Origin of the sequence: Bradyrhizobium sp. (genome assembly GCF_036735945.1) — a bacterium.
GTDB lineage: Bacteria > Pseudomonadota > Alphaproteobacteria > Rhizobiales > Xanthobacteraceae > Bradyrhizobium.
This window is the reverse complement of record NZ_DAINNI010000092.1, coordinates 1-19,313: the sequence shown is the minus strand read 5'-3', so window position 1 is coordinate 19,313 and position 19,313 is coordinate 1. Positions and strand designations below refer to the sequence as shown.

Genomic DNA, 19,313 nt, shown 5'->3' with positions numbered 1-19,313 from the left:
GAAGCGGACATTTGATGTGTTACCAAAACCGGCCAACTTAATTAGCTATCGACACAAATGTTTTACGTCGGGGAAGCGGAGGGTTCGCCGCCTCTAAGCCACCACGAAATCGAACCGGCCGGCCAGCGCGCCGGCATTCCTGGTCGTGCGCATCAGTAGCTCGCGGCGGAACAGGCCGTCGGTGCGGTTGACGGGTTCGCCTGGGAAATAGAGCTGGGTGGTCAGCACGCGGCCATCGCGCGGCTGCACCTTCACGTGGATATGCCGGGTACGGCCCGGATAGAGGCCCGGCACGACACTGCGCAGCCGGTAGCGCCCCTCCGCATCGGTGAACTGGTGACCGCGCAGGCGGAAGCCGGAATTGTCGTAGCGGCCCTGGTCGTCGGCCTGCCAGAAATCCAGCAAGGCGCCGGCCAGCGGTCTGCAGGCGCGGGTCAGAACGAAGCCGGCCAATTCGATCGGCTGGCCGGCCATGCCCTCTTCGATCAGTTCGATCCGCTCCGGCGAAGACGGCTTGAAGTAAGGCCCTTCGGTCTGCGCCAGCGTGACGGCATCGCCGTCATGGCAGGCGGGCGTCAGGCTTAAGGGAACCTCGGCCATGCCGGCGTCGATCGTGAGCAGCGAGCCGGCCGCGAAAACGCCCGCGCCAAGCACTGAGCGCCGTGTCGGGGTGTCGATCATGGGCCCTGCCCTCCTGTCGCCACCACAATGACGGGCGACGGCGGCTCAAATTGTGTCCGCGCCCATCACAAATCCGTTTCGCACGCCTCGCGAACGAACCCGTCAGTCGATTGCCTCGAGTTCGTCGATCATGCCCGAGATCACCGAAAGCCCGCCGTCCCAGAACTTGGGATCCTTGGCGTCGAGCCCGAACGGTTTGAGCAGTTCGGAATAATGCTTGGTGCCACCGGCCGCGAGCATCGCAAGATAGCGCTCGGCAAAACCTTCGGAGGCGTTCTCGTAGACCGCATAGAGCGAGTTCACCAGGCAATCGCCGAACGCGTAGGCGTAGACGTAGAACGGCGAATGGATGAAATGCGGGATGTACATCCAGAAATTCTCGTAGCCGGGACGGATGTCGATGGCAGGCCCGAGGCTCTCGTTCTGCACGCTGAGCCAGATCTGGCCGATCCGCTCGGCGGTCAACTCGCCGTCCTTGCGCTCGGTGTGCACGGCACGCTCGAACGAATAGAACGCGATCTGGCGCACGACCGTGTTGATCATGTCCTCGACCTTGCCGGCGAGCAGCGCTTGGCGCTGCCTGGCGTTCCTGGTCTGCGACAACAGCCGCTTGAAGGTCAGCATCTCGCCGAACACGCTCGCGGTCTCGGCAAGCGTCAGCGGCGTCGGCGCCATCAGCGCACCCTGCCTGGCCGCAAGCACCTGGTGCACGCCATGGCCGAGCTCATGCGCGAGCGTCATCACGTCACGCGGCTTGCCTTGATAATTCATCAGCACATAGGGATGCGCCGACGGCGTGGTCGGGTGCGAGAACGCGCCCGGCGCCTTGCCTGGCCGCACCGGCGCATCGATCCAGCGATCGGTGAAGAAGCGCTCCGCGATCGCGGCCATCTCGGCGGAGAATCCGCGATAGGCCGTCAGCACCATCTTCTGCGCCTCCGGCCACGCGATCGTTCCGGTTGCCGCAAACGGCAGCGGCGCATTGCGATCCCAATGCGCGAGTTTCTTCTTTTTGAACCAGCCGGCTTTCAGATTGTAATAGCGGTGGGACAGCCGCGGATAGGCCGCGCGCACCGAGCCGACCAGCGCATCGACGACCTCGCGCTCGACGCGGTTGTTGAGGTGCCGCGAATCCGCAACATCCTGGAAGCCGCGCCAGCGGTCCGAAATCTCCTTGTCCTTGGCGAGCGTGTTGGTGATGAGCGCAAAGGTCCGCTCATTGTCCTTGAAGGTTTTCGCCAGCGCCTGCGCGGCTGCCTTGCGCTTGTCCGGCGCACGGTCCTGCAACAGGTTGAGCGTCGGCTCGATCGCGAGCTCCTTGGCCCCAACCTTGAAGCGCAGGCCGGAGATGGTCTGATCGAACAGCCGGTTCCAGGCGGCGTAGCCGCTCTGCGACTTTTCATGGAACAGCTGCTCGACGCGATCCTCGAGCTGGTACGGCTTGTCCTTGCGCAGATCCTCGATCCAGGGACGGTAATACCCGAGCTCCGGCGTCTGCATCGCGCGCTCGATCACGGCATCGTCGATGCGGTTGAGTTCGAGCGCGAAGAACAGAAGATGCAGCGAAGCCGCCGTCAGCCGCTCGGAGACGTCGCCATAGAATTTGGAGATCGCGGGATCGACGCTGTCGCCGGCATGAACGAGGCCGGCATAGGAGCCGAGCCGGCCGGCGAGATCGTCGATCGCCTCGTAGCGCCTGACGGCCTCGGCAAGCGAGCGCCCGCCGTCGTCGCGTGCAACGCCGTCAGCCAGCTTGCCCTTGTAGTCCGTCTCGAACGCCGCGCAGTCAGCATCCATCTTCTGCAAGTCGCGCGTGATTTCAGGCGCGTCGATGCCCGCATAGAGATCGGCCAGGTTCCATTCCGGCAACTTGCCGGTCTTGGATTTGGCGGCGGCCGCCTTGCTGCTGGTGGCGGGCTTGCGGGATATCTTGCCGGCTCGGGAGGTCGCAGATTTTGCGCTCATGACACTTTCAAATTGACAGGTGATCAGGAAATCGGCGGGAGATCAGGCGAAAGCCGCAAGCTGCGGGGCAAACTGAGCGAGCAGTTCTTCGCCCTCGACGAGCAGCGGTTCCACCTTTTCATCAATCGTGTTGCGGATGGCACACCACAATGTGATCGCGCGCATCACCAGCCATGACGTGGACGGGACCGCGGCCTTCGCGTGCAACATCACAAGGTCGAGGTTGCGATGCTCGAACAACAGCCGGCCGCATCCGTCTTCCAGGATGTAACGGCCGCCTACTCGGGAAACGCACAATTCGCACGCCTGATCCGGCTGCGGGCCCAACAGATAGAACTGGACATCGCCGCTTTCCGTCATGCCGGTTTCCCATTCGCGGCCGGACCTCGGCGCGAGCGCCTTGTCCAGCGCCGCGACAATGGCGCTGAGTTCCCTTTCGCTCCATTCGCCGGTGTCTTGTTTGCGCTCGAACGCAACCACGCTCATTTCTTTTCGGCTCCGAACAGCAGCCGGTGCATTTCCGGCTCGTAGTACATTAACAGATGCCTAGCGAAGGCGCCCTGTTCAAGGCCCAATTCATTGGCCCACGCGCCCATGATTTCGGTTGGAACCCGGCTGAACCCGTTCTCAACCTGCGAGATGAACGTGTAATATTTCAGGCCAAGGCGTGCGGCGAGATCGGCCTGCGACAATTCGGCCTCCGCCCTGCGCTGCTTCAGCCAGTCCCCGGCGAGTTTCCGCAATGATTTGGCGTCCGGCGCGGCCTTGGCCAACGGCCGCTCGGCGAAAATATCTTGCTGTTTCCCACGTTTCATGTTTACTAAACTAGTCATATTGAATTGGCGGACAGGTCATGCTTCCTACCACAATTCCAGTTCGCAAATAACAACCCCAATGGCCTTCCTGGACCGCAGTCAGATCGTTGAAGTACCGTCCCGGCGCTCCCCCGCGGTTCGCGGCAAGGAGTTGTTTACCGGCATCCTGCTGGTGGCGGTGATCGCGGCCGTCGGAATCCGGAACGTGGTGCCGCTGGACGCCCTGGCGCCCGCAATCGTCACCCTGCTCTTTGCAGTTGCCGCACTGACGGCCGGCTTCGCGCTGCTCTGCCGGCGCGACCGATTCCGCGTCATCTGGTTCGACCTCGCCGGAAGCCTGACCTTTGTCGGCGTCGTCCTCTCGATCCTGATCGAGCCCGACCAGATGGTCAGGCTCTTCGCCGTCCCGGATCAACCTGAGTAACAGGAAAGCATTTTCCGCAGTCTGACCCTGACTGCGTCTTACACGCGTCCAAGCCCGGGCCCCTCTGGCAGTTCATGCGAACTGCGATGTCGGATTGGACCATCAACGGAGTGGCCCGAATGCTGGAACTGATCACCTCGCAACACCTGACGGCACTTTTCCAGGTCATCATGATCGACCTGGTGCTCGCCGGCGATAACGCGATCGTTATCGGGCTTGCCGCCGCGGGGCTGCCCGAAGGCCAGCGCAAGAAGGCGATCCTGATCGGCATCGTAGCCGCCACGGCGCTGCGAATTGGCTTCGCCAGCATCACGGTCCAGTTGCTGCAAATCATCGGGCTGCTGCTTGCCGGCGGCATTCTGCTGCTTTGGGTGTGCTGGAAGATGTGGCGCGAGTTGCGCATGCTGCATCACGAACCGAAGATGCAGAGTCTCTCGGCCGCAAGCGCCATCGATGCGTCAGCCGCTGGACGTCATCAAAAGACGCTTGGCCAGGCCGTGTGGCAGATCACGATCGCTGACGTTTCGATGTCTTTGGACAACGTACTCGCCGTCGCGGGCGCCGCGCGCGAGCACCCGATCATCCTGATCTTCGGTCTGGGATTATCCATTGCGCTGATGGGCCTGGCGGCCACCTTCATCGCGCGCCTCCTGGAAAAGCAACGCTGGATCGCCTATGTCGGCCTCGCCATCATCCTCTATGTGGCGCTCGACATGTGCTATCGCGGCGCCCTGGAGGTCTGGCCACACCTCAACATCTAGCCGCTTCTCAACAACGCCGTTTTCAACCTTTAAGAGGTCGTTAATCGGCTTCGGCGAAAGTGCCCCGATTCGGTACAATGCAGTAGCGTACGGGGAAACACATGGCCGCCACCATCTTGATTGCCGACGACGACGCCGTGCAGCGCCGTTTGGTTGAAAACATGGTGCAGAAATGCGGCTATGAGGCGCTCGTCGCCGAGAGCGGCGACGAGGCCGTCGCCCTGCTGACCGCTTCCGATGCGCAGGCGATCGACGCCGTCGTGCTCGACCTCGTGATGCCCGGCCTCGACGGCCTCGGCGTGCTCGCCAAGATGCGCGACGCGGGCGTCTGCACCCCCGTCATCGTGCAGACCGCCCATGGCGGCATCGACAATGTGGTTTCGGCGATGCGCGCCGGCGCGCAGGATTTCGTGGTCAAGCCGGTCGGTTTCGAGCGGCTGCAGGTGTCGCTGCGCAACGCGCTCAACACCAGCGCGCTGAAAGGCGAACTGCAGCGCATCCGCCACAGCCGCGAGGGCCGCCTCACCTTCGCCGACATCATCACCCGCAGCGAAGCGATGGCTACCGTGCTGCGTACCGCGCAGAAGGCGGCTGCCTCCAGCATTCCCGTATTGGTCGAGGGCGAATCCGGCGTCGGCAAGGAACTGTTCGCTCGCGCCATTCATGGTTCGAGCGAACGCAAGTCGAAGCCGTTCGTTGCGATCAATTGCGGCGCTATCCCCGACAATCTCGTGGAATCGATCCTGTTCGGTCACGAGAAGGGCGCGTTCACCGGCGCCACCGAACGACACACCGGCAAGTTCATCGAGGCTTCCGGCGGCACGCTGTTCCTCGACGAGGTCGGTGAGTTGCCGCTGGCCGCGCAGGTGAAGCTGCTGCGCGCGCTGCAGGAGGGCACCGTCGAGGCCGTCGGCGGCCGCAAGCCGGTGAAGGTCGACGTCCGCATCATCTCCGCGACCAACCGCAAGCTGCTCGACCTCGTGAAGAACGGCGCGTTCCGCGAGGATCTGTTCTACCGGCTCCACGTGCTGCCGCTGACCATTCCGCCGCTGCGAATGCGGCGCGAAGACATCCCGCATCTGCTGCGCCATTTCCTGGCGCGCTTTGCCGCCGAGGAAAACCGCACCATCACCGGGATCGGCGGCGACGCCGTGGCCCATCTCGCGCAGCTCGACTGGCCCGGCAACATCCGCCAGCTTGAGAACGCGGTGTATCGCGCCGTGGTGCTGAGCGAGAGCGACATGCTCGGCCTGCCTGATTTTCCCCAGACGACCGGTCAGGTCCTGTCCGACGGCCAGTTCCCGCATCATGAACCGCTGGTCGTTGCGCCGTCAGCGGCGCCGTCCCTGGTGTCGGGTAGTGAAATACCAATCGCCCCGCTCGCCAGCGCCGGCAGCCTTTCGATACTCACCGCCAACGGTGAAGTGCGGCCGCTCGAAGACATGGAAAGCGAGATCATCCGTTTCGCGATCTCGCATTACCGCGGCCAGATGTCGGAGGTCGCGCGCCGCCTCAAGATCGGGCGTTCCACGCTCTACCGCAAACTCGACGAAGCCGCCGCCGATGACCCGGCTGAAGGCGGCGCACAGGACGCAAACTAGGCCTGCGAATGCAGCCGACGGCGCGTGGTGCGATTATGGCCCCCGCATGGCAAAGATCGTGGCAAACCAACGACATCCATTCGTTCGGAAGCTTTTGAACCGTGGCCTGGAAGTGACAGACAAAGGGCGGAGGGCGTGGCAAAAACGCGCGACCCGGGTTTGAACGGGTAGTTTGAGGTCAGTTTGTCGTGAGTTGTCCCGCATGGCGCTGGCTGCATGATAGGGGCACATGTATCGTCTGCGTTGAATCGTGGCGTGCAGGCGTACGACTGAGAACCGAAGCCGGCGCCTTCCCGCGCAAGCTATGACGAGCAATACCAACTGTTCCATGCCGGGGCAGTTTCGCCCAAGGGGGTGTGACGATGCGTGACTGTTCGATAAATCGTGCAGGATTTGACCGCGTGCTGATGGCCGTCGCGGCAACTTTCCTCACGGTGTCTGCGACCTCAGCACTGGCGGGTCAGTCGACGACGCCGCGTGCCAGTGCCGCCGAGCTCGCGATCGACGCAGCCATTCCTCGTCCGGAACCCGCCAACGTTCCGCCGCCGACCATCGGCGACTTCAAGATGGACTCCACCGCCTCGGTGCCCGACGTAACCAAGGCGATCGACAAGCCGGCCGAAGCCGCGACCGCCGCCGAACCCAAACCGGCCGAGACCGCTACCGCACCGGCCGCTGCTGCACCTGCCGTAACCGCCCCCGCGGCCAACGATGCCGCGACCGCTGCGCCTCCGGCTGCGACGGCCACCGCGCCCGCCGCCGAACCGGCCAAGGAGCCGGTGAAGGTCAGCACCGTCACGCCGGCTGACCAGCCGGTCGCCGACCGCCTGCGCGACATGCTCGGCACCAAGTCGCTGCGCTATTTCGATCGCAAGAACGAGCGTGCCGCCGTCGAGAAGTTCTACACCGCGCGCGACTACGCGCCGCTTTGGACGCAGGCCGGCAAGCTGACCGACAGCGGCAAGGGCGTCGTCGCGCGTTTGAAGGACGCCGCCTCCGAAGGTCTCAATCCGGCCGACTATCCGGTGCCGGACTTCGCTTCCGCTACGTCGCCGGACCAGCTCGCCGAAGCCGAGCTGAAACTGACCGCGAGCATGCTCGACTATGCGCGGCAGGCGCAGAGCGGCCGGATGCATTGGTCGCAGGTCTCCGCCGATATCCAGTATCCGGAACACCCGACCGATCCGGCGGAAGTGCTCGCCAATATCTCGACGGCCAAGGACGCTTCCGCCGCGCTCGACGGCTACAACCCGCCTCACAAGCTCTACAGGGAGCTCAGGGCCAAGCTCGCCGAGCTGCGCGGCCAGGGCGACGGGCCGCTGCTCCAGATCGCCGAAGGCCCTGCGCTGGCCTACAAGGCCGCGACCAGGAAGCAGGGTGAGGTCGCGCCGGAGGACTCGCGCGTGCCGCAACTGCGCGCCAAGCTCGGCGTCTCCGACCATCCCGACAGCACATTGTACGACGCCAAGGTCGCCGCGGCCGTGCGCAAGTTCCAGGAGAGCGTCGACCTCAAGGCGACCGGCGTGCTCGATGACCGCACCGTGAAGGCGATCAACAGCCCGAAGCGCGACCGCCAGATCGATACGATCCTCGTCAACATGGAGCGCTGGCGCTGGCTGCCGCGCCAGCTTGGCGCTTCCTCGATCGGCAACGCCTATGTCATCCTCAACGTGCCAGATTTTACGCTGAAGGTGATGCAGAACGGCGCGCAGGTCTGGACCACGCGGGTGGTGACCGGCAAGCCCGGCAAGCATGCAACGCCGATGCTGACGGAGACGATGAAGTTCATCACGGTCAATCCGACCTGGAACGTTCCGCCGTCCATCATCTACAACGAATATTTGCCGGCCCTGCAGCAGGACCCGACCGTGCTGCAGCGCATGGGCCTGAGGCTCGAGCGCAACCGCGACGGCAGCATCCATATCTCGCAGCCGCCGGGCGAGGCCAATGCGCTCGGCCGCGTCCGCTTCAACTTCCCGAACAAGTTCCTGGTCTATCAGCACGACACGCCGGACAAGCACCTGTTCGCCAAGGAAGAGCGCGCGTTCAGCCACGGCTGCATGCGCGTGCAGAACCCGGATGTCTACGCAGCAACGCTGCTCAACATCACGATGCCGAACGAGCGCTATACGCCGGAAAGAATTCGCAGCATGTACGGCCGCAGCGAGATCGACCTGAAATTCCCGACGCCGATCCCGGTCAACATCACCTACCAGACCGCGTTCGTGGACGACGCCGGCAAGCTGCAGATTCGCAAGGACATCTATGGCCGCGACGCCGCCATGATCGCGTTGCTCAAGAACACCCGCAACAAGGACCTGGAGGCCATGGTCGCCCACGCGCAGCCGAGCTATTCGCGGCCATCCGGATCGAGCCTGCCTGCTGGCGTGAACTTCGCCAGCGACAACACCTACTCGTCCGGCCCGTCGTTCTTCGAGCGGCTGTTCGGAGGTCCCTCGGCCGCAACGCCGCCGGCCCCGATCGGCCGCCGGCCCCAGCCGCGCTTCACCCGGTAATCCCCGGGATCACGATCCCGCATTGTCTCCTGACAACATTTCTCAACAAAATCAATAACCTCTCCTTTCAGGAGAGGTTATTTACGTTAATCACTATCCCTGCCCCAGCGGCTGCCCGGCACTTTTTTGCCACAGTCAGCGCGTTAGGTTAAGGCTTGCTTGGGGGCAGGTACGGTAAACCTCGGTTAACCGTCCTGCTTTAAGAAAGCGTTCATCGTCCTTTTGCCGGGGGTCTGCAAAAGAACTTTTCTGAACGCTCGTCGACTGGGTGGGCTCATACGTGCTGGCTGGTTTCGCGCGCCAATTAAATCCGCTTGCTCTGCCAAAGGCCGGATATCGGATCGGCTTGACGTCGCTGTTGCTGCTCGCCGGCGCCGGCACGGTGCATGATGCGACGGCGCTGAACGAAACCCGCACCCTCTCCTTCCACCATACCCATTCCGACGAAGACCTTACCGTCACCTTCAAGCGCGACGGGCGCTACGACGAAGACGCTCTGAAAAAACTCAATCACTTCCTCCGCGACTGGCGCAGCCAGGACTCCACGACGATGAATCGGCAACTGTTCGATATCATCTGGGAAGTCTATCGCGACGTCGACGGCAGGAAGCCAATCCAGATCGTCTCCGCCTATCGCTCCCCCGCCACCAACGCCATGCTCCGCCGCCGCTCGTCGGGCGTCGCGCGTTTCAGCCAGCACATGCTCGGCCACGCGATGGATTTCTACATCCCCGACGTGCCGCTGGAGCAGATCCGCGCCGCCGGTCTTCGCCTGCAGCGTGGCGGCGTCGGCTTCTACCCGACCTCGGGTTCGCCGTTCGTGCATCTCGATACCGGCAGCATCCGGCACTGGCCGCGCATGACCCACGATCAGCTCGCCAAGGTCTTCCCGGACGGACGCACCGTGCATCTGCCGTCCAATGGCGGTCCGATGAAGGGCTATGAGCTGGCCCGCGCCGACATCGAACGTCGTGGCAATGGCGACGAGGCATCGACCGTCAGGATGCCGAACCTGTTCGCGTCCCTGTTCAAGGGCGGCAAGTCGGCGGAAGAGGATGACGAGGGCGGCGGCGCGCCGGTCAGGAACGAGAAGCCGGCACCGGCGAGCGTAGCGGCTGTGAAATCCGCCGATCCGGTGCCGACGCCGCGTGCGAAACCGGCCGGCGCGACCATCCAGCTGGCCGCCGCCGATGCGCAGATCGTGCCGGTGCCCAAAGCCAAGACCGACGCCAAGGCAGAGTCCAGGTCCGAGGCAAAACCGGTCCAGGTGGCCGCCGCCGACAAGGGCGAGACGAAGCCGCAGACCCCGGCCGACATCATCAATTCCCGCGGCTTCTGGGACGACATACCGAAAGACCCCAATCAGGCCTCCCCCGCCCAGGTCGCAGCCTACCGTGCCCGCCAGGCGCTCGCGGCCGCCACCGATCCGCAATCGACCGCCAGCGTCGGCGAATCGTTCAACCGGGCGATGGCCTATGCGCCGGCCGCCTCCTCGCCGGTCGACCGCGCCAACATCGTCGCGGCCACTGCGCCGGTGCCGCGCGCCGTCCGCCCGGTCCGTACCGCCGGCGCCGCCGCAACCGAAATCAACACCGTGGTGGCCAAGGGACCGCAGGGCAGCCAGGGTCAGGACGCCGTGGTCACCACCTCGGCCCGTATCGCCGCCGCCCGCGGCAACGATGTCTGGATGCGCGTCGTGATGTTGGCGCCGAGCGCGAGCACCGCGATGTCGACCACCGTGCTCGGCGATACCGAGATGACCCAGATGCGGGCCTACTTCGTCAAGCCGCCGGCCGCGATCGCCATCACCTTCTCGGAAGATCCGATGATGGGCATGACCTCCGACAGCTTCACCGGTTCGGCGACTACGCAACTGCCGACGCAATCGTTCGTGATGCGCACCGCCGCGCTGCGCTAAACGCCGCGAGTCAGCGCCGGGTTTGTCCCGGCATCCATTCTCTCCGCATAAAGCCGTAGCCCGGATGCAGCGCAGCGCAATCCGGGATCAGCAGGGGCGTGTGGTGAGATGGCCCCGGATTTCGCTTCTCTGCATCCGGGCTACGCGAAACTAACGCCTCACAGCATCCCGAGCGCCTGCATGTAGGTTTCCAGAATGGTTTCCTGCTCGGCGCGCTCGTTCGCGTCCTGCTTGCGCATGCGCACGATGGTGCGCAGCGCCTTGGTGTCGAAACCGTTGCCCTTGGCTTCGGCATAGACGTCGCGAATGTCGTCGGAGATGGTCTTCTTCTCTTCTTCCAGCCGTTCGATGCGCTCGATGATGGCCTTGAGCTGGTCTTTGGCAAATCTGTGCGCGACGTCGTCCTGGACGGCTTCGGCGGCGGAGGTGGCCATCGGATACTCCTGAAATGGAACTGATCGGTGATGCTGAAAGATCGAGCGCCGCACGCGTTACCGCACGGCGCCCTGTTCGGGAGTGACCCTCAAGATCGGGGGGCCTTGCGTCAAGGCAGCATCGCGCTCATCCACAGCGCGCCCACAGGAGATGACGGCATTCCGTTTCCGTCACGGCCATCCACGTCTTCCTTGCAAGGAATCGCGGCCTGACCCTCAATGCCCGGGATGAACCTTCTTCATCGCCGCCAGTTGCTCGGGCGTGGCTGCTCCCTGGTGCTTGGCCTTCCACTCCTCATAGGGCATCCCGTAGATGGCCTCGCGGCTCTCGTCCTTGCTGATGGCGATCCCCTTGGCGTCGGCCTCTTCCTTCATCCAGTTGGAGAGGCAGTTGCGGCAGAAACCGGCCAGGTTCATCAGATCGATGTTCTGGACATCGGTCCGGTCCCGGAGGTGGCTGACCAGGCGCCGGAAAGCGGCGGCTTCCAGTTCTGTTCTGGTTTTGTCGTCGATCGTCATGGCTTGGATCCCGCCTCGTATGGTGCCGACATGTTGATATCAGTTGGGAATTTGTCACAGATTTTGCCATATCTACGGGCAAAATTGGCAGCCTCGCAGGGAACTTCGGTTTCCCATAGCGCGGGAAAGGCGTTCCCCGGACGTTGACAGGTCCCGCCACCTCGCGCGAAATCGTCAATGATTTGATATAGCTTGGCTGCATGACTGCAAAAGATTCGCGCTGCTTGCCCCCCTCTTTCGCTCGCATGACCGCCGGCCTGGCGCCCGTGCTGGCAGTGGCGGCGACGTGCCTCTGGAGCGATCCGGCGGCGGCCGATTTCCGGCTCTGCAACAACACGTCGAGCCGGGTCGGCATCGCGCTTGGCTACAAGGACGCCGAGGGCTGGACCACCGAAGGCTGGTGGAACGTGTCCTCGCGGAGTTGCGAGACCTTGCTGCGCGGAACACTTGTCGCACGCTTCTATTACATCTACGCGCTCGACTATGACCGCGGAGGTGAATGGTCGGGACAAGCCTTCATGTGTTCGCGCGACAAGGAATTTACCATCAAGGGTACCGAGAATTGCCTGGCGCGCGGCTACGACCGCACCGGCTTTTTCGAGGTCGATACAGGCGAACAGCGAGCGTGGACCGTGCAACTCACCGAAGCCAACGAGCAACCCGGGCAACGCGTGCCGGGAATTCCGGGAACAGTGGGACCGGGCGGACCAGGCGGGGTTCCCGGCCTCACCAATCCGCCGGGCGGACCGGGTCTGCCGCCAGCGCCGGCACCGAAGCAATGAGACGTCTTCGTCGCATCAAGATTCTCGCGACCCTCGGCCCGGCATCATCAGACAGTGCGATGATCCGGAAGCTGTTCGAGGCCGGCGCGGATGTATTCCGCATCAACATGAGCCATACCCCGCATGACAAGATGCGGGAGTTGGTCAGCACTATCAGGAATGTCGAGAGCAGCTACGGCCGTCCGATCGGCATCCTGGTCGATCTGCAGGGACCGAAGCTGCGCCTTGGCGCGTTCGCCGAAGGCTCGACGCAACTCAAGAACGGCCAGAGTTTCGTGCTCGATTCCGACAAGGCGCCGGGCGACAACAGCCGCGTACAGCTTCCGCATCCTGAAATTCTCGCAGCCCTTCGCTCGGGCCATGCACTGTTGCTCGACGACGGCAAGGTGCGCCTGATCGTCGAGGAAGCCACGCCCGAACGTGCGGTGACGCGCGTCGTGATCGGCGGCAAGATGTCGGACCGCAAGGGCGTCAGCCTGCCCGACACCGATCTGCCGGTGTCGGCGATGACGCCGAAGGATCGCGCCGATCTCGAAGCGGCGCTCGTCACCGGGGTCGACTGGATCGCGCTCTCGTTCGTGCAGCGTGCCGAGGACGTCAACGAGGCCAAGCGGATGATCCGCGGCCGGGCCGCCGTGATGGCCAAGATCGAGAAGCCGCAGGCGATCGACCGGCTCGCCGAGATCATCGAGGCGTCTGACGCGCTGATGGTGGCGCGCGGCGATCTCGGCGTCGAACTGCCGCTGGAGCGGGTGCCGAGCCTGCAGAAGCAGATGACGCGAATGGCGCGCCGCGCCGGCAAGCCGGTGGTGGTCGCAACCCAGATGCTGGAATCGATGATCCAGGCGCCGGTGCCGACACGCGCCGAAGTGTCCGACGTCGCGACCGCGGTCTATGAAGGCGCCGATGCCATCATGCTGTCGGCGGAGTCCGCCGCCGGCAAATTCCCGGTCGAGGCCGTCTCCACCATGAATCGCATCGGCGAGGAAGTGGAGCGTGACCCGACCTATCGCTCGGTGCTGACGGCGCAACGGCCCGGACCGGAGAACACGGTCGGCGACGCCATCGCGGATGCGGCACGGCAGATCGCCGAGACGCTGGAATTGGCGGCGATCATCTGCTGGACCTCGTCGGGCTCCACCGCCATCCGCGTGGCGCGCGAGCGGCCGAAGCTGCCGGTGGTCGCGATCACGCCAAACATCGCGACCGGGCGCAAATTGTCCGTTGTCTGGGGCGTGCATTGCGTGGTGGCGGAAGACGCCCACGACCAGGACGACATGGTCGATCGCGCGGGCTCCATCGCCTTCCGGGACGGCTTTGCCAAGGCGGGCCAGCGCGTGATTGTCGTCGCCGGCGTGCCGCTCGGCATTCCCGGCACCACCAACATGGTGCGCATCGCCAATGTCGAGGCGGAGAAGTAACGGCAGATGTCACTCCGGGTCGATGCCAGGCATCGCCCCGGAATGGGCGACCCCTACGCCAGCTTCGCGTCCAGCGTGATCTTCGTGTTCAGGAGCTTCGACACCGGGCAGCCGGCCTTGGCCTTGCCGACCAGTTCCTGAAACGTCGCATTGTCGGCGCCCGGTATCTTCGCATTCAGCGTCAGATGAACCGAGGTGATCGCAAAGCCATCGGCCTGCTTTTCAAGCGTGACGTCGGCTTTGGTCTCCATCTGCTCGGCGGTCAGCCTGGCTTCGCCCAAAATCAGCGACAGCGCCATGGTGAAGCAGGCGGCATGCGCCGCGCCGATCAGTTCTTCCGGATTGGAGCCCGGCTTGCCTTCGAAGCGGCTGGCGAAGCCGTAAGGGTAGTCGTTCAGCGCGCCGCTTTTGGTCGAGATCGCGCCCTTGCCGTCCTTGATGCCGCCCTGCCATTTGGCTGATCCTGATGTCGTCGTCATCGCATGCTCCTGGTCGCGGGTTGGACCGTCGATAAGCCGCAGGCTGGCAAATGGTTGCGACGGGATCGTGTCGCGAGCCGCGAAGTTTCTAGGCGCCGACCAGCGCCTTCGCCGGCAGCACGGCCTGCACCACCAGGCCGCGGGCGCGGGCATCCATCACGCCGACGGCGCGCAGCGCCAGCAGCGTCACCGTCTGCACGGCGTCGCGCAGCTTCGCCGAATCGTCGAGATTCTCGGGCGCCAGCGGGCCGACCAGCGCTTCGTGCAGCGCGCCGAGCAGCGCGGTGGCGGCCAGCGCCGTATCCTGCGCGGGCAAGTGACCGGCGCGCACCGCCGCGTCGATCCGGGTCGCAATCTCGCCGGATATTTCCCGCCGGCTGGCGAGCCGCGAGACCGAGACGTCGACATCGACCGGCTCGGCGAGAATGCCCCAGGCGAGCTTGCGCTGCGACAGCACGTGGACCGCAACGGTGGTGACGGCGGCCGCCAGCGCCGAGGATGGCCCCGGCGCCGCATCCGCCGCGCGGCGGATCGCCGCCAGTTCGTCCCGCGACACTTCGGCGATCAGTTCGGAGATCAATTCGGCCTTCGAAGGAAAGTAGCGGTAGACGGTGCCGGCCGCGACATTGGCGCGGACCGCCACGGGGGCGATCTGCACCGCCACCATGCCGCCTTCGGCCGCAGCGTCCCGCGCCGCCGCCAGGATGGCGCTCCGCCGGGCCGCCAGCCGTTTTACGACCTGATGGGTTCGCCGATACACCATGGCGCGTCTTCCGTCCCTGCACGCCCTAAGGCCCCGTTGGGGCCGGAACGTGCACACCTTCAATGTTTTGAACGACAAGCGCACTCATCGCTTGAAGAACTGAACACCTATTCACGACTGAAGACAAGACGGATTTGTGATTCAGCCAGCCGATGCCTGCCGTTCACGCCCCTGCTGCGGCGAGCCTGGGCGCGGGCTCGTGCCGCCAGAACGATCCGGCGCGGCCGAGGATCAGCACTGATACCACCAGCGTGGCGCCGAGACCGGTCGGGATTCCGGTCAGCATGTAGCAAATCAGCAGGGCTGCAGCGGCGCCGAGCGCCGGCAACTCGTATGAACGGAAGCCGTGCTTCAATCCGATGCGGATCAGGAAGGCGATCGGGATCGCCAGCACCATCATGTCGTACATGAAGAGGTAGGGCGTGGTCAGCAGCGCGCCGGACGCCAGCGCTGCGGCCTTCAGCGAATAGGGCACGCGGCTTCGCCATATCAGCGTCACCGTCACGGCGACGGAGGAAATGAGGGCCCACTGGAACGCCCAGCCGAGCGGCTCGCTGCCGCCGAGATAGCGAACCATCGCGTAGACGCTCTGCAGCTTCCACCAGGGCGCTTTGCCCTCGGTCAGGAACGCCTGCGAGAATCGCGGCATCCAGTGGAAGAACGCCAGCCAGCTTTCGATGCCGAAGGCGAGCATGGAGGCAAGCGCGACCACGACCGCCGTGACCGCAGCGCTGATGAACACCCGCCAATGCCCGGTCGCGATCAGCACGATCGGAAACAGCAGCCCGTATTGCGGCTTGTAGGTCAGAAGCCCGAGGCAGATGCCTGCGAGGACCGGACGAACCGGAATCAGATAGAGCGTGCCGCCGATCAACGCCGCGGTGAGGAAGCCGTTCTGGCCAACCAGCGAATTGATGAATGCGATCGGCATCGCGAGCGCCAGCATGAATCCGAAATTGCGGCCGACGATGGCACGCACCGCGGCGAGATAGGGCAACGCCGTAACGAAAACCCAGCCGGTGAATCCCACCGAATAGGGAAGCTGCGCCAGCAGCGATGCAACGAACAGAAATGGCGGCGGATAGTGCCAGGCGAAATAGCCGACGAAATCCTGCCCGAGTTTTGCGACCTCGACCTGCTTCTGGATGTCCCAATCATAGGCCTGCGCAGGCAAGCCATCGAGGACCAGCCGACCCGCAGCCCAGACGTTGATGAAGTCGGTCGGGATGCCGAGGCCGCCCTTCTCGTACACCCACCACTCCGCGACATACGCCGTCAACAACAGCGTCAGATTCACCATGGCGAGCGCAAAGCACACGCGCAGCAGCCAGGCGGGAGTAGCTGTCGGCTCCGGAATGGCCTTGGGCGGGCTGAGGGCAACACTCATTCGGCATCCTTTGCTCAGGCGCACATGTCCGAACGCGCAAGGCCACCAAGCAATAGGCCGAACTGAATTGAGGAAATCTTAAGGTTTGGCGATCGTGACGGCCATTTCTGTCGTCCCGGCGAAAGCATGCGCCGGGACGACTTGTTGCCAGCATGCGGGCTCCCCTACTCCCAGCTCAGCGCGCCGCCGTTCTGGTATTCGATCACGCGCGTCTCGAAGAAGTTCTTTTCCTTCTTCAGGTCCATCGCCTCCGACATCCAGGGAAATGGATTTTCGGCTTCTGCGAACACTCGCGCCAGCCCGAGTTGCGCGCAGCGGCGGTTGGCGATGAAGTGCATATAGGTTTCGCACAGCGCGGCGTTGAGGCCGAGGAAGCCGCGCGGCATGGTGTCCCGGCCATAGGCCGCCTCGAGTTCGGCCGCCTCGCGCACCATGGCGCGGACCTCGTCCTGGAACGCGCTGGTCCACAGATGCGGATTCTCGATCCTGATCTGGTTGATGACGTCGATGCCGAAATTCAGATGAATCGATTCATCGCGCAGGATGTACTGATACTGCTCGGCGATGCCGACCATCTTGTTGCGGCGGCCGAGCGAGAGGATCTGCGCAAATCCGGTATAGAACCACATGCCCTCGAAGATGACGTAGAAGGCGACGAGGTCGCGCAGGAACGCCTGATCCGCCTGCGGCGTCCCGGTCTTGAAGCCGGGATCATCGAGATGCTGGGTGTGCTTGAGCGCCCACGCCGCCTTGTCGGTGATCGACGGCACCTCGCGGTACATGTTGAACAGTTCGCCCTCATCCAGGCCGAGGCTTTCGACGATGTACTGGAACGTATGGGTATGGACGGCTTCTTCGAAGGCTTGCCGCAACAGGTATTGCCGGCATTCCGGATTGGTCAAATGGCGGTAGATCGCCAGCACGATGTTATTGGCGACGAGACTTTCGGAGGCCGCGAAGAAGCCGAGGTTGCGCTTGATGGCGCGGCGCTCGTCTTCCGTCAGCCCGTCGCGCGACTTCCACAGCGCGATGTCGGCCTGCATCGAGACCTCGGTCGGCATCCAGTGATTGTTGCAGCCGGCGAGATATTTCTCCCACGCCCATTTGTATTTCAGCGGCAGCAATTGGTTGACGTCGGCGCGGCAGTTGATCATCCGCTTGTCGTCGACGGACACCCTGCCGCCGCTTCGGTCGATCGCGCCAAGGCCGGTGTGATCGGCCGCGACAGCTTGTTGCGTCACCACGGCAGGCGGCATCCGGCGCTGCGGCGCCGAAGGTTCGGACCAGTCGAGCATTGTCGTTTCCTTTTTCTTCTGGCTGCTTACTGGCAGGCTTCGCAGTCGGGATTGTCGATGGAGCACGCCACCCCACCGGACAGGTCGGGCGCCGTGACGGCCGACGGCACGATGATCGGAGCGCCCGCCGACAGGATCGGCGCCGCCGCCACCGCGTTGAGCTTGCCGTCGGTGCCCCGCAACGTCGACTTCTCGACATGGGTCGCGCTGCGCGAGCGCAGGTAATAGGTCGTCTTCAGGCCCCGCGCCCAGGCCAGGCGATAAAGCGCATCGAGCTTCTTGCCCGAGGGGTTGGCGATATAGAGGTTGAGCGATTGCGCCTGGTCGATCCATTTCTGCCGCCGCGACGCCGCCTCGATCAGCCAGGCGCTGTCGATCTCGAAGGCGGTGGCGTAGATCGCCTTGAGATCATCGGGAATGCGATCGATGGCCCCCAGGCTGCCGTCGAAATATTTGAGATCATTGACCATCACCTCGTCCCACAGCCCGCGCGCCTTGAGGTCGCGCACCAGAAACTCGTTCACCACCGTGAAGTCGCCGGACATGTTGGATTTGACATAGAGGTTCTGGTAGGCGGGCTCGATCGACTGCGCGACGCCACAGATGTTGGAAATCGTCGCTGTCGGCGCGATCGCCATCACGTTCGAATTGCGCATCCCTGTCGCCTTGACGAGCTCGCGCAGACGGTCCCAGTCGAGGGTCTTGCCGCGGTCCATCGCAAGGTCCTCGCGCGCTTCCGCCAGCAGCTCGATCGAATCGATCGGCAGGATGCCGCGGCTCCACAGCGAGCCGTCGAACGACGGATAGCGTCCGCGCTCGGCCGCCAGATCGACGGAGGCCGAGATCGCGTAATAGGAAATCATCTCCATGCTGAGATCGGCGAACCCGACCGCCGCATCGGACGCGATCGCGATCCGCAGCACCTGCAGCGCGTCCTGGAAGCCCATCAACCCGAGGCCGACCGGGCGGTGCCGCAGGTTGGAACGGCGCGCTTCGGGAATCGTGTAGAAATTGATGTCGATGACGTTGTCGAGCATCCGCATCGCTGTCGTCACGCTGCGCTTTAGCCGCGCCTCGTCCAGCCGGCCCTCCCGCAGATGGTTGAGCAGGTTGATCGAGCCGAGATTGCAGACCGCCGTTTCGTCGTCGGAAGTGTTGAGCGTGATTTCCGTGCAGAGATTCGAGGAGTGGATCACGCCGGCGTGACGCTGCGGCGAGCGCAGGTTGCAGGGATCCTTGAAGGTGATCCAGGGATGCCCGGTCTCGAACAGCATGGTCAGCATCTTGCGCCACAGATCGGTGGCGCGGACCTGCTTGAACACGCGGATGTCACCGCGCGCGGCCTTTTCCTCGTAGAGCGCGTAGCGCTCGGCGAACGCCTTGCCGTAGAGGTCGTGCAGGTCCGGCGTCTCGTCCGGCGAGAACAGCGTCCATTCGCCGTCCTGCTCGACGCGCAGCATGAAGAGATCAGGCACCCAATTCGCCGTGTTCATGTCATGGGTGCGGCGGCGGTCGTCGCCGGTGTTCTTGCGCAGGTCGAGGAATTCCTCGA

At 64.0% G+C, this 19,313-nt stretch carries 18 protein-coding genes; 7 read left to right on the top strand and 11 right to left on the bottom strand.

What is annotated here, in order from left to right; genetic code table 11:
• Positions 1 to 93: 93 nt before the first annotated feature.
• From V7E26_RS22540 to V7E26_RS22525, 4 genes are all read right to left on the bottom strand, one after another.
• Complete coding sequence (locus V7E26_RS22540) at positions 94 to 681, bottom strand: dioxygenase family protein (protein WP_324420374.1); 588 nt, start codon at positions 679 to 681, stop codon at positions 94 to 96.
• A 102-nt stretch (positions 682 to 783) separates the two neighbouring features.
• The gene (locus V7E26_RS22535) at positions 784 to 2,646 is read right to left on the bottom strand and encodes a M3 family oligoendopeptidase (RefSeq protein WP_324420372.1); all 1,863 of its coding nucleotides are present in this window, start codon (positions 2,644 to 2,646) and stop codon (positions 784 to 786) included.
• Between the two features lie 42 nt (positions 2,647 to 2,688).
• Positions 2,689 to 3,132 carry a hypothetical protein gene (locus V7E26_RS22530; protein ID WP_324420370.1) on the bottom strand — a complete coding sequence of 148 codons (444 nt, stop codon included), beginning with the start codon at positions 3,130 to 3,132 and terminating at the stop codon, positions 2,689 to 2,691.
• The gene (locus V7E26_RS22525; protein WP_324420368.1) at positions 3,129 to 3,419 is read right to left on the bottom strand and encodes a helix-turn-helix domain-containing protein; all 291 of its coding nucleotides are present in this window, start codon (positions 3,417 to 3,419) and stop codon (positions 3,129 to 3,131) included. The genes V7E26_RS22530 and V7E26_RS22525 overlap by 4 nt, the downstream gene beginning before the upstream one ends.
• A gap of 121 nt (positions 3,420 to 3,540) precedes the next feature.
• On the opposite strand from V7E26_RS22525, the gene V7E26_RS22520 reads away from it, so the two are divergent.
• The 5 genes from V7E26_RS22520 to V7E26_RS22500 all read left to right on the top strand — a co-directional run bounded on the left by V7E26_RS22520 (position 3,541) and on the right by V7E26_RS22500 (position 10,681).
• The gene (locus V7E26_RS22520) at positions 3,541 to 3,885 is read left to right on the top strand and encodes a hypothetical protein (protein WP_324420366.1); all 345 of its coding nucleotides are present in this window, start codon (positions 3,541 to 3,543) and stop codon (positions 3,883 to 3,885) included.
• 119 nt (positions 3,886 to 4,004) lie between these two features.
• Positions 4,005 to 4,646, top strand: coding sequence for a TerC family protein (locus V7E26_RS22515; RefSeq protein WP_324420364.1), 642 nt, complete (start codon positions 4,005 to 4,007; stop codon positions 4,644 to 4,646).
• Between the two features lie 101 nt (positions 4,647 to 4,747).
• Positions 4,748 to 6,247 (top strand): sigma-54-dependent transcriptional regulator, encoded by a 1,500-nt coding sequence (locus V7E26_RS22510; RefSeq protein WP_324420361.1) that lies wholly within the window; start codon positions 4,748 to 4,750, stop codon positions 6,245 to 6,247.
• A 362-nt stretch (positions 6,248 to 6,609) separates the two neighbouring features.
• A complete protein-coding gene (locus tag V7E26_RS22505; protein WP_324420359.1) occupies positions 6,610 to 8,763 on the top strand; it encodes a L,D-transpeptidase family protein in 2,154 nt (717 codons plus the stop codon).
• Between the two features lie 268 nt (positions 8,764 to 9,031).
• Positions 9,032 to 10,681, top strand: coding sequence for a DUF882 domain-containing protein (locus V7E26_RS22500; RefSeq protein ID WP_324420357.1), 1,650 nt, complete (start codon positions 9,032 to 9,034; stop codon positions 10,679 to 10,681).
• A 158-nt stretch (positions 10,682 to 10,839) separates the two neighbouring features.
• Here the strand turns inward: V7E26_RS22500 and V7E26_RS22495 are convergent, their stop codons facing one another.
• Together V7E26_RS22495 and V7E26_RS22490 are read right to left on the bottom strand one after the other, a co-directional pair.
• Positions 10,840 to 11,115 carry a DUF2312 domain-containing protein gene (locus tag V7E26_RS22495; RefSeq protein WP_324420355.1) on the bottom strand — a complete coding sequence of 92 codons (276 nt, stop codon included), beginning with the start codon at positions 11,113 to 11,115 and terminating at the stop codon, positions 10,840 to 10,842.
• A 216-nt stretch (positions 11,116 to 11,331) separates the two neighbouring features.
• Positions 11,332 to 11,634, bottom strand: a complete 303-nt coding sequence (locus tag V7E26_RS22490) for a DUF1244 domain-containing protein (RefSeq protein WP_324420353.1) — start codon at positions 11,632 to 11,634, stop codon at positions 11,332 to 11,334.
• A gap of 245 nt (positions 11,635 to 11,879) precedes the next feature.
• On the opposite strand from V7E26_RS22490, the gene V7E26_RS22485 reads away from it, so the two are divergent.
• A complete protein-coding gene (locus V7E26_RS22485; protein ID WP_324420351.1) occupies positions 11,880 to 12,416 on the top strand; it encodes a DUF1036 domain-containing protein in 537 nt (178 codons plus the stop codon).
• Positions 12,413 to 13,837 (top strand): pyruvate kinase, encoded by a 1,425-nt coding sequence (gene pyk, locus V7E26_RS22480; protein WP_324420349.1) that lies wholly within the window; start codon positions 12,413 to 12,415, stop codon positions 13,835 to 13,837. Before V7E26_RS22485 ends, pyk begins: the two co-directional genes overlap by 4 nt.
• Positions 13,838 to 13,890: 53 nt before the next feature.
• Here pyk and V7E26_RS22475 read toward each other — a convergent pair whose 3' ends face one another.
• From V7E26_RS22475 to V7E26_RS22455, 5 genes are all read right to left on the bottom strand, one after another.
• Positions 13,891 to 14,316 carry an OsmC family protein gene (locus tag V7E26_RS22475; protein ID WP_324420347.1) on the bottom strand — a complete coding sequence of 142 codons (426 nt, stop codon included), beginning with the start codon at positions 14,314 to 14,316 and terminating at the stop codon, positions 13,891 to 13,893.
• Between the two features lie 88 nt (positions 14,317 to 14,404).
• Complete coding sequence (locus V7E26_RS22470; RefSeq protein WP_324420345.1) at positions 14,405 to 15,079, bottom strand: TetR/AcrR family transcriptional regulator; 675 nt, start codon at positions 15,077 to 15,079, stop codon at positions 14,405 to 14,407.
• A 163-nt stretch (positions 15,080 to 15,242) separates the two neighbouring features.
• Positions 15,243 to 16,466: a glycosyltransferase family 87 protein gene (locus V7E26_RS22465; protein WP_324420343.1), complete on the bottom strand. Its 1,224-nt coding sequence runs from the start codon at positions 16,464 to 16,466 to the stop codon at positions 15,243 to 15,245.
• 164 nt (positions 16,467 to 16,630) lie between these two features.
• Positions 16,631 to 17,761, bottom strand: coding sequence for a ribonucleotide-diphosphate reductase subunit beta (locus V7E26_RS22460; RefSeq protein ID WP_324420341.1), 1,131 nt, complete (start codon positions 17,759 to 17,761; stop codon positions 16,631 to 16,633).
• Between the two features lie 26 nt (positions 17,762 to 17,787).
• The coding region (locus tag V7E26_RS22455) for a ribonucleoside-diphosphate reductase subunit alpha (protein ID WP_324420339.1) at positions 17,788 to 19,313 on the bottom strand (1,526 nt) is incomplete at its 5' end.